This window comes from Bradyrhizobium sp. 137, from assembly GCF_023074095.1.
Lineage (GTDB): Bacteria > Pseudomonadota > Alphaproteobacteria > Rhizobiales > Xanthobacteraceae > Bradyrhizobium.
The window spans coordinates 381,724-395,506 of the sequence record NZ_JADPKU010000044.1 but is presented as its reverse complement, the minus strand read 5'-3'; the positions used below and the strand labels follow the sequence as shown (position 1 = coordinate 395,506).

Annotated in this window: 11 protein-coding genes; 7 read left to right on the top strand and 4 right to left on the bottom strand. The window is 64.9% G+C overall.

Annotation, left to right across the window (positions count from 1 at the left end; translation table 11 throughout):
- The first annotated feature begins 45 nt into the window (after positions 1 to 45).
- Entirely contained in the window at positions 46 to 1,320 is a 1,275-nt protein-coding gene (locus IVA78_RS11095; RefSeq protein ID WP_247277404.1) for a cytochrome P450, read from the top strand.
- A gap of 290 nt (positions 1,321 to 1,610) precedes the next feature.
- Here the strand turns inward: IVA78_RS11095 and IVA78_RS11090 are convergent, their stop codons facing one another.
- Positions 1,611 to 2,531, bottom strand: a complete 921-nt coding sequence (locus IVA78_RS11090) for a LysR substrate-binding domain-containing protein (RefSeq protein WP_247277405.1) — start codon at positions 2,529 to 2,531, stop codon at positions 1,611 to 1,613.
- Between the two features lie 125 nt (positions 2,532 to 2,656).
- Here IVA78_RS11090 and IVA78_RS11085 point away from each other — a divergent pair, with 125 nt between their 5' ends.
- The 4 genes from IVA78_RS11085 to mdlC all read left to right on the top strand — a co-directional run bounded on the left by IVA78_RS11085 (position 2,657) and on the right by mdlC (position 7,598).
- Entirely contained in the window at positions 2,657 to 3,826 is a 1,170-nt protein-coding gene (locus IVA78_RS11085; RefSeq protein WP_247277406.1) for an acyl-CoA dehydrogenase family protein, read from the top strand.
- 10 nt (positions 3,827 to 3,836) lie between these two features.
- The gene (locus tag IVA78_RS11080; protein ID WP_247277407.1) at positions 3,837 to 4,940 is read left to right on the top strand and encodes a CaiB/BaiF CoA-transferase family protein; all 1,104 of its coding nucleotides are present in this window, start codon (positions 3,837 to 3,839) and stop codon (positions 4,938 to 4,940) included.
- A gap of 14 nt (positions 4,941 to 4,954) precedes the next feature.
- Positions 4,955 to 5,800 carry a MaoC family dehydratase N-terminal domain-containing protein gene (locus IVA78_RS11075; RefSeq protein WP_247277408.1) on the top strand — a complete coding sequence of 282 codons (846 nt, stop codon included), beginning with the start codon at positions 4,955 to 4,957 and terminating at the stop codon, positions 5,798 to 5,800.
- A 175-nt stretch (positions 5,801 to 5,975) separates the two neighbouring features.
- Positions 5,976 to 7,598 carry a benzoylformate decarboxylase gene (gene mdlC / locus IVA78_RS11070; RefSeq protein WP_247465215.1) on the top strand — a complete coding sequence of 541 codons (1,623 nt, stop codon included), beginning with the start codon at positions 5,976 to 5,978 and terminating at the stop codon, positions 7,596 to 7,598.
- 80 nt (positions 7,599 to 7,678) lie between these two features.
- On the opposite strand, the gene IVA78_RS11065 is transcribed toward mdlC, so the two are convergent.
- Together IVA78_RS11065 and IVA78_RS11060 are read right to left on the bottom strand one after the other, a co-directional pair.
- The gene (locus IVA78_RS11065) at positions 7,679 to 8,473 is read right to left on the bottom strand and encodes an SDR family oxidoreductase (RefSeq protein WP_247277410.1); all 795 of its coding nucleotides are present in this window, start codon (positions 8,471 to 8,473) and stop codon (positions 7,679 to 7,681) included.
- Positions 8,474 to 8,526: 53 nt separating this feature from the next.
- Entirely contained in the window at positions 8,527 to 9,222 is a 696-nt protein-coding gene (locus IVA78_RS11060; protein ID WP_247277411.1) for a hemolysin III family protein, read from the bottom strand.
- Positions 9,223 to 9,400: 178 nt separating this feature from the next.
- Here IVA78_RS11060 and IVA78_RS11055 point away from each other — a divergent pair, with 178 nt between their 5' ends.
- Both IVA78_RS11055 and IVA78_RS11050 read left to right on the top strand, forming a co-directional pair.
- Positions 9,401 to 10,870 carry a YcjX family protein gene (locus tag IVA78_RS11055; protein ID WP_247277412.1) on the top strand — a complete coding sequence of 490 codons (1,470 nt, stop codon included), beginning with the start codon at positions 9,401 to 9,403 and terminating at the stop codon, positions 10,868 to 10,870.
- Complete coding sequence (locus IVA78_RS11050; protein WP_247277413.1) at positions 10,867 to 11,895, top strand: TIGR01620 family protein; 1,029 nt, start codon at positions 10,867 to 10,869, stop codon at positions 11,893 to 11,895. Before IVA78_RS11055 ends, IVA78_RS11050 begins: the two co-directional genes overlap by 4 nt.
- A 176-nt stretch (positions 11,896 to 12,071) precedes the next feature.
- Here IVA78_RS11050 and IVA78_RS11045 read toward each other — a convergent pair whose 3' ends face one another.
- Entirely contained in the window at positions 12,072 to 13,601 is a 1,530-nt protein-coding gene (locus tag IVA78_RS11045) for a glycosyltransferase family 39 protein (protein ID WP_247277746.1), read from the bottom strand.
- Positions 13,602 to 13,783: the final 182 nt, after the last annotated feature.

Here is a 13,783-nt window from a genome sequence, read left to right as displayed (position 1 = left end):
CGCGTGCGGAAAGAGGCGAAGGAAAGATCAACTGGAGCCACGACCATGAACATCCAAGCGCCGGTTAGAGTGAACAAGGCCGAACGCATGCGCAGGGCCCGCGAGGAGGCCTATGCGACGCCGTTGTCGCAATTCCACCCCGGCGCGCCCAGGCTGTTCCAGGACGATACCTTGTGGCCTTGGTTCGAGCGGCTGCGCAACGAAGAGCCGGTGCATTACTGCACCAACGCGCCGATCGAGCCCTACTGGTCGGTGGTGAAGTACAACGACATCATGCATGTCGACACCAATCACGGCATCTTCTCCTCCGACTCCAAGCTCGGCGGCATCTCGATCCGCGACGTGCCCGAAGGCTATGACTGGCCGAGCTTCATCGCCATGGACCAGCCCCGGCACTCGGCGCAGCGCAAGACGGTGTCGCCGATGTTCACCCCTCAGCATCTGGACGAACTGGCCAAACTGATCCGCCAGCGCTCGCAGACCGTGCTGGACAATCTGCCGCGCAATGAGACTTTCAACTTCGTCGAGCGCGTCTCGATCGAGCTGACGACGCAGATGCTGGCGACCCTGTTCGACTTCCCCTGGGAGGAGCGGCGAAAGCTGACGCGCTGGTCCGACGTCTCGACCGCGTTGCCCAAGAGCGGCATCGTCGCCTCGGCCGAAGAGCGCCGCCGCGAGATGGACGAGTGCTATGCCTACATGTCGAAGCTGTGGAACGAGCGCGTCAATTCCGAGCCGCGCAACGACCTGTTGTCGCTGATGGCCCATAACGACGCCACACGCCACATGGACCCCGACAACCTCATGGGCAACATCATCCTGCTCATCGTCGGCGGCAACGACACGACGCGCAACACCATGACCGGCTCGGTGCTGGCGCTGAACGAGAACCCGGAGCAGTACGACAAGCTGCGCGCCAACCCGGCGTTGATCGATTCCATGGTGCCGGAGGTGATCCGCTGGCAGACGCCGCTGGCGCATATGCGGCGCACCGCGCTCCAAGACACCGAGATCGGCGGCAAGCACATCAAGAAAGGCGACCGCGTCGTGATGTGGTACGTCTCGGGCAACCGCGACGAGGAGATGTTCGAGCGGCCGAACGATTTCATCATCGACCGCGCGCGGCCGCGCACCCACCTCTCCTTCGGGTTCGGCATCCACCGCTGCGTCGGCATGCGTCTGGCCGAGCTCCAGCTCCGCATCATCTGGGAAGAGATGCTGAAGCGCTTCGACCGCATCGAGGTGGTCGGCGAGCCCAAGCGGATCTATTCGAGCTTCATCAAGGGGTATGAGTCGCTGCCGGTGCGGATTCCGGGATAGGCTCCGCTCCTAGAAGGCTCTTTGGGGCAAGCGACCTCATCAACCTCCGCTGTCATGCTCCGCGAAAGCGGAGCATCCAGTACGCCGCAGCCTTTCGGTTCCAGCCGTGCGGCCTCTGGAATACTGGATTGCCCGCCTTCGCGGGCCATGACACCGAGGGTGAGGCGAAGAGCGCATCGCCCCTGACACTCCGCAAGCGCAGCGACACCCCGGCTATAAAATTCCGGCATGACAGCTCGCGCCAGATGCGAAGGCAAGTTGGCACCGGGCTGTTCTAAGCACGAGCGCACTTAACTCAGCCTGATGTCCCACAGGCCCTCCTTGCGGCAGGCCGCGACCTCCTCACGCAAAAGCCCGGTGATGGCGAGCGAGGCCGTCGAGGCCGGACGATCGATCGGAGAAGCGAAAATGAGCTCGCGCGTCATCGGCTTGGACACGGGCGCGGTCTCCAGCCGGCCGTCCGCGACCTCGCCGTGGACGGATGATGGCGGCAGCAGCGCGAAACCGAGGCCCTCCTCGACCAGGCTCGTCAGCACCCGAAACGAATCCGCTTCCAACTGGACGTCGAGCTTGATCTTGCGCTGGGCCGCCGCGTGCTCGATCAGCGCGCGGAGGCCGTGCGAATGACTGGGCAGCACCAGGCGTTGCCGCAGCAGCCAGCCGATGTCGACGCTCTTCCTGCGCGCGAGACCACAGCCGCGCGGGCCGACAGCGACGATGTTGTCGCGGCCGAGACTCTCGACGTTGAGATGCAGGTCGGCCGAGCGGCCGTAGAGGATGGCCAAGTCCATCTCGCCGCGATGCAGCCATTCGACGAGATGGCCGCTGTAGCTCTCGACGATACGCAGCGAGATACCGGGAAATTTCTCGACGCAGCGCCGCGCAAAGCGCGCCGACAGCACGCAGCTCACGGTCGGAACCAGGCCAAGCACGACCTGGCCGGATGGCGGGCCCTTGGCCGACTGGATGTCGTCGCGGATCTGGTCGATCTGCCGGACGATGCCGGAGGTTCGCGCCAACAGCAGGCGCCCGGATTCGGTCAGCACCATGCCGCGGCCGTTGCGCGTGAACAGCTCGGTGCGCAGCTCGTGTTCCAAGAGCTTGATCTGGCGGCTGAGCGCCGGCTGCGCCACGCGCAACGTGTCGGACGCCTTGGACAGGCTGCCGAGCTCCGCCACGCAACTGAAGGTCCTAAGCTGACGGAAATCCATGCTTGCCAATCCTGGAAGGCTACTCCATACGCTATAGCAAATGAGCATAGGGGGCTGGCGTTGTTTTCACAACGCCGGGGGATTGGCCGGCGTTATCTTAACTGCCGCTATTGATTGGAAACGCCATGAGTCAAGAACACCACTCCGAAGATTACGCCGACATCCGCGAAGCGGTCGCCAAGCTCTGCGCGCAGTTTCCCGGCGAGTATTGGCGCAAGCTCGATCGCGAGATGGCTTACCCGAAGGCTTTCGTCGATGCGCTGACTGAGGCCGGCTATCTCTCGGTGCTGATCCCTGAGGAATATGGCGGCGCGGGGCTGAAACTCTCGGCCGCAGCGGCGATCCTGGAAGAGATTCAACGTGCGGGCTGCAACGGCGGCGGCTGCCACGCCCAGATGTACACGATGGGCACGGTGCTGCGGCACGGTAATGCCGAGCAGAAGGCGAAGTATCTGCCGAAGATCGCGAGCGGCGAATTGCGCCTGCAAGCTTTCGGCGTCACTGAGCCGACCAGCGGCACCGACACCTCCTCGCTCAAGACCTTCGCGCGCAAGGATGGCAACGACAGCTACATCGTCAACGGCCAGAAGATCTGGACCAGCCGCGCCGAGCATTCCGACCTGATGGTGCTGCTGGCGCGCACCACGCCGAAGGAGCAGGTCAAGAAGCGCACCGATGGTCTCTCGGTATTCATCGTCGACATGCGCGAGGCCAAGGACAATGGTCTGGAGATCCGCCCGATCCGCACCATGATGAACCACGCGACCACCGAAGTGTTCTTCACGGACATGAAGGTGCCGGCGGAAAATCTGATCGGCGAGGAAGGCAAGGGCTTTCGCTACATCCTCTCCGGCATGAATGCCGAGCGCATTTTGATCGCGGCCGAATGCGTCGGTGACGCCAAATGGTTCATCGCGAAGGCCACGAACTATGCCAAGGAGCGCGCGGTGTTCGGCCGGCCGATCGGCCAGAATCAAGGCATCCAGTTTCCGATCGCCAAGGCCTACGCCTCGATGCGCGCGGCCGAGCTGATGGTGAAGGAGGCCACGCGTAAATACGAGGCCGGGCTCGATTGCGGCGCGGAGGCCAACATGGCCAAGATGCTCGCGGCGGACGCGTCGTGGGAAGCGGCCAATGCCTGCATCCAGACTCATGGCGGTTTCGGCTTCGCCGAGGAGTACGACGTCGAGCGCAAGTTCCGCGAGACGCGACTCTACCAGGTGGCGCCGATCTCGACTAACCTCGTGCTGTCGTACGTCGCCGAGCACGTGCTCGGCATGCCCCGCTCGTATTGAGGCAGCCATCATGGGAGCACTTGACGGGATCAGGGTGATTGCGGTCGAGCAGGCGGTGGCAGCACCGTTCTGCTCCTCGCGCCTGGCAGATGCCGGCGCGGAGGTGATCAAGATCGAGCGGCCCGAGGGCGATTTTGCACGCGGCTATGACGCGGCAGCCAAGGGCCAGAGCAGCTACTTCGTGTGGCTCAACCGCGGCAAGCAATCGGTGGTCGTCGATCTCGCAACGAAAGAAGGCTGCGCCGAGCTGGAAAAGCTGATCGCAAGCGCCGACGTGCTGATCCAGAATCTCAAGCCGGGCTCGATGGACAAGCTCGGCTTTTCGCGCGAGCGGCTGCTGAAGGACTATCCCAAGCTGATCTCGTGCACGATCACCGGCTACGGCGACGCGGGCCCCTACGCGCATCGCAAGGCCTATGACTTGCTGATTCAGGCGGAAAGCGGCCTGGCCTCGATCACCGGAAATCCCGACGGCGCCTCGCGCGTCGGCATGTCGATCGTCGACGTCGCGACCGGCGCGACCGCGCATGCGGCGATCCTGGAGGCGCTGATCGGGCGCGGGCGTACCGGCAAAGGTGCCGACATCCGCATCTCCATGTTCGACGTGATGGCGGATTGGTGCACCGTGCCGCTGCTCAACTCGGAGGCCGGCAATCCTCCAAAGCGCATGGGCCTGCGCCATCCCTCGATCGCGCCCTATGGCGTGTTCACCTCGGAGGATGGCAAGGACATCTTGATCTCGATCCAGAGCGAGCGCGAGTGGAAGACGCTTTGCGCAAAGGTGCTGGACCAGCCGGACCTGCCAAGCGATCCGCGCGTCGCCAACATGGTCGAACGCGTGCGCAACCGCGACTTCACCGACAAGACCGTCGCGGACGCCTTCAGTCATATGACGCGCGACGAGCTGCTGAAGCGGCTGTCCGATGCCGACATCGCCTTTGCCGAGGTCAACACCATGGCCGACCTCACCAACCATCCGCATCTGCGCCGCATCGAGGTCGATACGCCCAACGGCCGGGTCAGCTATCCCGCGCCGGCGCCGATCATCGTTGGCGAGACGCGCAGCTATGGGCCGGTGCCGGCGATCGGCGAACGTCCCCAATCCAAAAAATAATAGAGCGAGGCGTCATGACCGAGAAGCTCGACATCGATCATTTGCGGCAATGGATCGGCCGCAACCAAGAGGCCACCGACATCGTCACCGCGCAGCTCGTGAAAGGATTGCGCGCGACGCTGTTCCAGGAGGTCGGCGAGCCCAGGAACGGCGATGCCGCACCGTTCACGGTGCATTGGTGCCTGGCACAACCGGTGTTTCCAATGTCGATGTTAGGGCCCGACGGCCACCCGACCCGCGGCGGCTTCCTGCCGCCGGTGCCGCTGCCGCGCCGGATGTGGGCCGGCGGTGAGATCGAGTTCCTTGAGCCGCTGCGCGTTGGCGATGAATCGACGCGCACCTCACGCATCGCCGACGTGCAGGTGAAATCGGGCTCGACCGGCACGCTGTGCTTCGTCTCGGTCGAGCACAGCATTTCCTCGCCACGCGGGCTCGCCATTCGCGAGCGGCAGGACATCGTCTATCGCGAGATGACGAGCAGCGCGCCCGCAAAGGCTCCGCCCCCGCTACCGAAGGCGCAGCATCGCGAGACTCATGTCTCCGATCCCGTGCTGCTGTTCCGCTACTCCGCACTAACCTTCAACGGCCACCGCATCCACTACGACCGCGACTATGTCACCAAGGTCGAGGGCTATCCGGGCCTGATCTTCCACGGCCCGTTGCAGGCGGCGCTGATCATCGAAATGGCGGCCCGCTTGCATGGCGGCAAGGCGCCGAAGAAATTTACCTATCGTGGCGTGCAGCCGCTGTTCGAGGGCACGGAGTTCTCGATCAATGCGAATGAGACCGAGGCGAGCATGGAGCTGTGGACCGCGAATGCGGAAGGGCAGCCGACGATGAAGGGCACGGCGGTGTGGTGAGGCTCTCTCCTCGTCATTGCGAGGAGCGAAGCGACGAAGCGGGAATTTAGACCCTCACCCTGAGGAGCGCGCCCTTCGCGCGCGTCTCGAAGGGCGAGGCCACCAGCCGGGCCTTCATCCTTCGAGACGCGCGAAGACGCGCTCCTCAGGATGAGGTCGAGAAGGGACGGAAACCATGGCAAAGAACGGCAAGACCGGCAGCAAGTCCGTCACCGTGAAGCAGGCCACGCTCGACCTGCTGCGCTCTTTCGGCATCGACAGGGTGTTCGGCAATCCCGGCTCGACCGAGCTGCCGTTCCTCAGCGACTGGCCTGACGACATCGACTATGTGCTGGCGCTGCAGGAAGCCAGCGCGGTCGGCATGGCCGACGGCTACGCCCAGGCCACGCGCAATGCCGGCTTCATCAATTTGCATTCGGCGGCCGGCGTCGGCAACGCGCTCGGCAACATCTACACCGCGCATCGCAACCAGACCCCGCTCGTGATCACCGCTGGCCAGCAGGCGCGCTCGATCCTTCCCTTGCAGGCGTTTCTCTACGCCGAGCGCGCGTCGGAGTTTCCGCGGCCTTACGTCAAATACAGCGTCGAGCCGGCACGGGCCGAGGACGTGCCGGCCGCCATTGCGCGCGCCTATTACACCGCAATGCAGGCCCCGTGCGGGCCGACCTTCGTGTCGATCCCGATCGACGATTGGGCGCATGCGGCATCTCCCATCGAGGCGCGCAAGGTCAGCCGGGAGATCGGGCCCGAACCAGATGCGATGCAGGCGCTGGTGAAAGCGCTGACGTCGTGCAAGCACCCTGCACTCGTCATCGGCCCCGGCGTCGATCGCGCCGGCGCAGTCGATCTGATGGTGCGCGTGGCCGAGAAGGCCAAGGCCAGCGTCTGGGTCAGCCCGTTCTCGGCGCGCTGCTCGTTCCCCGAGCGCCATCCGCAATTCGCGGGCTTCCTGCATGCTTCGCCCGCGCAGCTGTCCGATGCACTACGCGATCACGACCTCATCGTCGTGATCGGCGCGCCGGTGTTCACCTTTCATGTCGAAGGCCATGCCGCGATCTTCGACGGCAGTGCGACGATCTTCCAGATCACCGATGATCCGGATGCAGCGGCCGTGACGCCGGTCGGCACCAGCATCATCGCGACGATGAAGCCTGCACTGAGCCTGCTGCTCGACCTTCTGCCGGAGAGCAAACGCGCCGCGCCAAAGGGCCGCACGCTGCCGCCGGCGCCGCAGGCCGCCGATCCGCTGCCCGTGGAGTTCCTGCTGCACTCGCTGTCGCAGGCAATGCCGGATGGCACCTCGCTGGTCGAGGAAGTCCCCTCGCACCGGCCAGCGATGCAAAAGTTCATGCCGATGCGCGGCCAGGACAGCTTTTACACGATGTCCAGCGGCGGCCTCGGCTACTCCTTGCCCGCCGCAGTCGGCATGGCGCTCGGCAAGCCGAAGCAGCGCACGGTCTGCCTGATCGGCGACGGCTCGGCGATGTATTCGATCCAGGCGCTTTGGACCGCTGCGCAGCGCAAGCTGCCGCTCACCGTCGTCGTCATCAACAATTCCGGCTATGGCGCGATGCGCTCGTTCAGCCAGGTAATGCAGGTGAGGAACGTGCCGGGGCTGGAGCTGCCAGGGATCGATTTCGTGCGGCTCGCCGAAGGCATGGGGTGCGAAGCGGTACGGGTGACGAAGGCTGCGGAGCTGGGCGAGGCGCTGAAGCGCGGAATGACGTTTGCGGGCACGAGCCTGATCGAGGTCGTCGTGGATTCGACGGTGCCGGTGCTTTACGGGCAGAAGCACTAGGGGCGAATTCCGTCACACATTCAACTGTCATCGTCCGCGAAGGCGGGCGATGACAGCGTCAACTGCGGGAACAGCGTCCCTTACTTCCCGAACTCCTCCCGCATCTTCGCCTGGATCTTGGCCATGCCGCCGATCCAGCGGTCGTAATTCTCGGTCTTCTTGCGCATGTAGCCGAGCACCTGGGGGTGCGGCAGGATCAGGAACGTCTCCTGTTCGAGGCCGGCGAGCACGTCCTTTGCCACCTGCTCCGGCGTCAGGTCGCCGTCGCCGGATTGCGGGCCTTTCGGGATCGAGCGCAGCATGTTGGTGTCGACGCCCTGCGGACAGAGGATCGAGACCTTGATGTTGTGCGCCTTGTGCGAGATCGCGAGATTCTCGGCAAAGCCGACCGCGGCGTGCTTCGTCGTCGAATAAGCTGGGCTGCCGACCTGCGACAACAGGCCTGCGGCCGAGATCGTGTTGAGGAAATAGCCGCCGCCACGCGCCCTCATGCGCGGAACGAGATGCCGCGCGGCATAGACGTGGGCCATGACGTGGATCGCCCAGCTCCGCTGCCACGGCTCATCGGAGTCGCCGCCGGCATTTTCCGACATCGGATCGAAGCCGCCGCCGATGCCGGCGTTGGAGCAGAACAGCTCGATCGGGCCGAACTGCCGCTCGGTCTGCTCGATAACGTGGGCGATGTCCTTTTCCTGCGCGACGTCGCATTTGAAGGCGTCACCATCCACCATGGCTGCGACCGCCCTTGCGTTGGTGGCATCCATGTCCGCGACGACGACTTTGGCTGCACCCGCCCTGTGAAAAGCCTCGCACAACGCCTTGCCGATGCCGTTGGCGCCGCCCGTGACGACCACGACCTTGCCGGTCACCTGCATGCGACGTCTCCTCTTGTCTTGGCCCGCGTCTCTTCTACCGCTTCGCGGCTTGCTCAGCTCAACACGAGGTCGAGCACCGCGGTATAATGACACGCCGCGCCGGCCAAGACAAAGCCGTGCCAGATTGCATTCTGGAAGCGGAGCCGCCGCCAGGCGTGGAAGATCACGCCGAAGCTGTAAAGCAGGCCGCCCGCAAGGATGAAGCCCAGCGCCAGCGCAGGCAGCGCCCTGACCACGGCGTCGTAGAGCATGACGCCGCTCCAGCCCATCGCGAGATAGATGCCGACTGAGATGCGGTCGAACCGGCCGGGATAGAACAGCTTCAGCACGATGCCGAGGATCGCGACGCACCAGACGCCGGTGAGCAGTAGCAGCGCGAACACGCTGTCCTTCAGCTCCAGGATGAAGGGGGTGTAGGTCGCCGCGATCAGGAGATAGATCGCCGCATGGTCGAACCGCCGCAGCACCCATTTGGCCGGCGACACCGGCCATAGATTATAGGTCGCCGACAGCACCAGCATCGAAAGCAGGCCGGCGACATAGATCGAGACGCCAACGATGTCGGTGGCGTCGGCATAGACCGCCGCCAGCACCACCAGCACGGTCGCGGCGATGAGCCCGGCGAGCACGCCGATGGCGTGAATGACACCGTCGGCGATCAGCTCGGCGCGGTCATAATCCCAGCCGATCGCGTCGGCCGCAGCATGGACGGAGGAGGATGCGAAGTGTTTCAGTTGGAAGACGGTCATGGCAATCCGCAACGTGAGGCAATGCCCTCTTGCATGGGTGTTTCGCGACCGGCGCGTCGTTCAAACGGCTGATTTGCCGACAAAGGCGGTGGAAGTATGAAACTTGATTTTCCTCACGCAATTGCCACTTTTGTGAACGGTCGCACATTCCTCCCGCCCGAGATCACTCAGCGTTCATATGGCATTCAGTTTCCAGGATATGGTCGAGGAGGCGCGGCTGTCGGCGAGGGCGCTGATCGACTATGGCGAGCATTTCTTCAATCCGACGGTGCGGCTCGGGGTCACCGGCCTCTCGCGGGCCGGCAAGACGGTGTTCATCACCGCCTTGATCCACGGCCTTACCCGCGGCGGCCGGTTTCCGGTGTTCGACGCCTATGCCTCGGGCCGGATCGCGAGGGCGCATCTGGCGCCGCAGCCGGACGATGCCGTGCCGCGCTTTGCCTATGAGGCCCATCTGCGCGCGCTGATCGAGGAGCGGCGCTGGCCGAACTCGACCGTCGACATCAGCGAGCTCCGCCTCGTCATCGATTATCAGCGCCGGAACGGCGCGGACCGCACGCTCACGCTCGACATCGTTGACTATCCCGGCGAATGGCTGCTCGACTTGCCGCTGCTGCAGAAGAGCTACGAACAATGGTCGGCCGAAAGTCTGGCCCTGTCGCGCGAGGCGCCGCGCGCGCATCTTGCCGCAGACTGGCACGCGCATCTTGCAACGCTCAAGCCCGAGGCACGTGAGGACGAGCAGGCGACGCTCACGGCCGCCAAGCTCTTCACCAATTACTTACGCGCCTGCCGCGACGAACGGTTTGCGATGAGCCTCTTGCCGCCCGGCCGCTTCCTGATGCCCGGCAATCTCGCAGATACGCCGGCGCTGACCTTCGCGCCGCTCGACCTGCCCGCTGGCGGGCAGGCGCCGGAAGGATCGCTGTGGGCCATGATGGTACGCCGCTATGAGGCCTACAAGGACATGGTGGTGCGGCCGTTCTTTCGCGATCATTTCGCCCGGCTCGACCGCCAGATCGTGCTGGCCGATGCGCTCACGGCATTCAACTCCGGACCCGAAGCGCTGCACGATCTCGAAGCCGCGCTCGCCGGCATTCTCGATTGTTTCAACATCGGCCGCAGCACCTTCCTCTCCAGCCTGTTTCGGCCGCGCATCGACCGCATCCTGTTCGCGGCAACCAAGGCGGACCATCTGCATCATTCCAGCCACGACCGGCTCGAGGCCGTGCTGCGCCGTGCGGTCACCCGCGCGGTTATGCGCGCCGAAAATACCGGCGCGGAGATCGACGTCGTCGCGCTCGCCGCCGTCCGCGCCACGCGCGAGGCGCAGGTGGCGCATGGCCGCGACAAATTGCCGTCGATTTTGGGAACACCGGCCGCAGGCGAAAGCGCTGGCGGCGAGTTCTTCGACGGCAACATCGAGGTTGCGACCTTTCCAGGCGATCTACCGCTGGATCCCGAGCCGCTGTTCAATGGTACGGATGCGTTCCGCGGACTCGCGACGCAAGCTGCCGAGAAGAGTGATTTCCGCTTCCTGCGCTTCCGGCCGCCAAAGCTCGAGCACGAAGGCACAGAAGAGCCGGCGCTGCCACATATTCGCCTCGACCGTGCCTTGCAGTTCCTGATCGGAGACAAGCTCTCATGAACGAGCGATCCCAGCAACGGCGGCCGGCGACGTTCCGGCTGGATGATCCCGGCGTCGTCGTCACCGAGGCCGACGAGACAGGGCGGATCGGTCGCGGCACGATCCAGATTACGCCGGAGCCCGATCCGCTGGCGCTGCCGGTACCAGTTCAAACCACGCTTCCGGCGCGGCGCGGCTTTCCCTGGGGCACGCTGTTCTGGTCCGGCCTCGCCGGGCTGACGCTGCTCGGTACCGGGCTCGGTGTCGTCCGTCTGATCGAGGATCTGTTTGCGCGCAGCGACAGCCTCGGCATGGTTGGCCTTGCCTTCGCGTTCGTCACCGCACTTGCGCTCGCGGTCGTGATCGGGCGCGAGGCGTTCGGGCTGGCGCGGCTCGCGACGATCGAGAAACTGCATCAGCGCGCCGCCGCCGTCCTTGCCAATGATGATCGCAAGGAAAGCCGCGTCATCGTGCACGACCTCCTGAAGATCGCGCACCAGAACCCGCAGCTCGCACGCGCCCGCGCGACGCTTGAGAGCCATGCTGGCGAGATCATCGACGGCGCCGATATGATCCGCCTCGCCGAGCGCGAGTTGATGTCGCCGCTGGACGCGGAGGCGCGGCGGCTGGTGTCGTCAGCCGCGCAAAAGGTCTCGATCGTCACGGCAGTCTCGCCGCGCGCGGCGATCGACGTGCTGTTCGTGTTCGTCGCCGCGCTGCGCCTGATCCGCCAGCTCGCCTATCTCTACGGCGGCCGCCCCGGCGCGCTCGGCATGGTCCGCCTGCTCCGCCAAGTCATCGCCCACCTCGCCATCACGGGCGGCATGGCCGCGAGCGACAGCCTGGTTCAGCAGATGCTGGGCCACGGCATCGCGGCGAAGCTGTCGCAGCGGCTCGGCGAAGGCGTGCTCAATGGGTTGCTGACGGCGCGGCTGGGGCTGGCTGCGATCGACGTGACAAGGCCGCTGCCGTTCGCGGCGCTGCCGCCGCCGAAGCTGTCAGATTTGGCGACGGATCTGTTGCAGCGGAAAGACGACGAGGAGTAGCGCGTTTCTTCCCCTCTCCCCTTGTGGGAGAGGGTGGCTCGCTGCGTAGCGGCGAGACGGGTGAGGGGTATCTCTCCGCGCCCTCTCTCTCGCAGTAGCGTTCGCCGAAGCAAACCCCTCATCCGGCGCTTCGCGCCACCTTCTCCCACAGGGGGAGAAGGAAGAGGAGCTTGCCTCTAGGCGAGCTCTCGCTTCTCGAGTTCCCCCGCCAGCACCCGCCACTGGAACAGCGGCGAGTCCTTCGGCGGTGAGAGCTCCGGGGTCCATCCGGTGAGCTCTTCCAGCACATAGGTGTCCATCACGAGCCCGCGCCAGCGGCGCTCGACTTGGCCAAGCTGCTTGCGTTTCGCCGGGATGCTCTCCCACAGCAATGATCGATTATCCGGCTCCCGCCCGACATAGATGCCGGCGTGGTCCCTGATCCGGTCCATGCCGGGATCGCGGAAATTCTGGAAGCGGCCGCGCTCGTTGATCTCGACGACGGGCACGCGGCCCCTGAACAGCCAGCGCATCATGGCGTAGGTGCGGTAGTCGGTCGTCGCGATCCAGGTCGCGCCGGTCTCGTCGAGTGCGGCCTGCGCGCGCGCGGCGACTTGCTCGTAGCCGGCTTCGGCGCCGATCGGATCGATCTTGCCGAGCAGATTCCAGGACGCGGCGACGTAATAGAGGAACACGATGACGACGAAGGCGATGCCCGTCGTGATGGATGTCCTGGCCCAGAACGCCGACGATCTGTGCATGCGAGCCGACCATCCCTCCTTCGTCATCGTTGCGAGGTTCACTGCCGCAGCGGCAAAGCCAACCGGCCACATGAACATCGGCCAGGTGTCGCCGACCCGCAGCGTCATCGACTTGACCAGGAAATAGAGAAACGGCACCAGCACCGCGGTCGACAACAGGATCGCGACCGGCTCGCGCGTGCGATAGCCGCGCCACGCCGTCAGCACCAGGCCCGTTAGCACCACCGGCAGCATCACGAAGCCGACCAGGCCGAATTGCAGGCCGATGTAGTCACCGATGGTGCGCAGCGAAATGCCGTAATTGGCAGTGGCGCGCACCCCCTGGAAGCGGAACGAGGCCCAGTCGTGCTGCGCATTCCAGATCAGCACCGGCGAGAACACGAGGGTCGCGACCAGCACTGCGAGATAGGGATAGGGGCTACGTAGCCAACGCCAGCGCCAATCCGGCACGAGCAGAAAGGCGGCAACGGCCGGCGCGAACATGATCGCGGTGAATTTCGACAGCATCGACAGGCCAGCGAACAGCCCGGCCGCAAGCCACCAGCGTTCATCGCCGCCCTGCGCCAGCCGCACCAGCGACCACATCATCGCCGTTGCGAACGGGATCATGGCGACATCGGGCGCGATCTTGGCCATCAGCAGGCCGTAATAGAGCGCGGCCTCCGGCATCAGCACCGCGATCATGATTGCCCGTGCGTTATGGGTGAGACGACGGACGATGTCGGCGAGCAGCAGCTGCGTCATCAGCATCGCAACGATGCCGCCGAAGCGGACGCCGAGCGCGGTATCGCCGAAGATCGCGGTGCCGAAGCGAATGAGCCAGGCAACGCCAGGCGGATGATCGAGGAAGCTGAGCGCCGTTTCCTTTGACCAGGTCCAGTAATAGGCCTCGTCGGTCCGCAACTCGATCTCCGAGGCGTAGACGATGCGCAGCACGGTCATCGCGGCGATGATCGCCGCGGCCATGACGAGGGGCCGGCGCGCGGCGCCGCGAAGGGAAACGGTGATGTCAGGGGCTGTCGTCACGGCCGCGCTTTTCGCCAACCTGCGACGGGGAGTCAATGCGGGAGCTCCATTCTCCCTGTCGTCGCGGATCGACGCGCGCTCGCCCCGGACGACGGCGGAGTGTGTGGCTCCTTGCCGCGCAT

Bases quoted from the DNA above. Each gene is read 5' to 3' on its own strand.
- IVA78_RS11090 (WP_247277405.1), bottom strand. From the start codon at position 2,531: ATGGATTTCCGTCAGCTTAGGACCTTCAGTTGCGTGGCGGAGCTCGGC.
- IVA78_RS11095 (WP_247277404.1), top strand. From the start codon at position 46: ATGAACATCCAAGCGCCGGTTAGAGTGAACAAGGCCGAACGCATGCGC.
- IVA78_RS11050 (WP_247277413.1), top strand. From the start codon at position 10,867: ATGAACGAGCGATCCCAGCAACGGCGGCCGGCGACGTTCCGGCTGGAT.
- IVA78_RS11060 (WP_247277411.1), bottom strand. From the start codon at position 9,222: ATGACCGTCTTCCAACTGAAACACTTCGCATCCTCCTCCGTCCATGCT.
- IVA78_RS11075 (WP_247277408.1), top strand. From the start codon at position 4,955: ATGACCGAGAAGCTCGACATCGATCATTTGCGGCAATGGATCGGCCGC.
- mdlC (WP_247465215.1), top strand. From the start codon at position 5,976: ATGGCAAAGAACGGCAAGACCGGCAGCAAGTCCGTCACCGTGAAGCAG.
- IVA78_RS11065 (WP_247277410.1), bottom strand. From the start codon at position 8,473: ATGCAGGTGACCGGCAAGGTCGTGGTCGTCACGGGCGGCGCCAACGGC.
- IVA78_RS11045 (WP_247277746.1), bottom strand. From the start codon at position 13,601: ATGGCCGCGGCGATCATCGCCGCGATGACCGTGCTGCGCATCGTCTAC.
- IVA78_RS11085 (WP_247277406.1), top strand. From the start codon at position 2,657: ATGAGTCAAGAACACCACTCCGAAGATTACGCCGACATCCGCGAAGCG.
- IVA78_RS11080 (WP_247277407.1), top strand. From the start codon at position 3,837: ATGGGAGCACTTGACGGGATCAGGGTGATTGCGGTCGAGCAGGCGGTG.
- IVA78_RS11055 (WP_247277412.1), top strand. From the start codon at position 9,401: ATGGCATTCAGTTTCCAGGATATGGTCGAGGAGGCGCGGCTGTCGGCG.